At 45.5% G+C, this 292-nt stretch carries 1 protein-coding gene; it reads right to left on the reverse strand.

All coding sequences use genetic code 11. The features are described 5' to 3' along the window. On the reverse strand, nt 1-196 hold a 196-nt coding region (locus tag Q4528_RS13435; RefSeq protein WP_439848936.1), incomplete at its 3' end, for a pentapeptide repeat-containing protein. Nucleotides 197-292 lie beyond the last annotated feature (96 nt).

A 292-nucleotide genomic window follows, 5' to 3' on the forward strand; every position in this document is an offset into this window, starting at 1 on the left:
GACGAATATCGATACCCGCAATATCTGCATTGCGTAAATCCGCTTGAAACAACTGCAAACCTTGATAAGTACTAGGGGAGAACTGGGTATTGCTTAGGTTGGCTCCCTCTAGGTTTACTCGGCTTAGCACTGCTTCGCTAAGGTTACAGCCCGACAAATTACACTTGGCTAAATTCACCCCTTCAAAGTCACTCAAACTGAAGTTGCTATCTACCAAATGGGCAGAACTAAACACCACTTTTCGGCTCACTACCTTTGAAAAGTCCGCGTATTCAAAACGACAGCCCTGAGC

The sequence above is a fragment of the Staphylococcus pasteuri genome, from assembly GCF_030547725.1.
Classification (GTDB): domain Bacteria; phylum Bacillota; class Bacilli; order Staphylococcales; family Staphylococcaceae; genus Staphylococcus; species Staphylococcus pasteuri.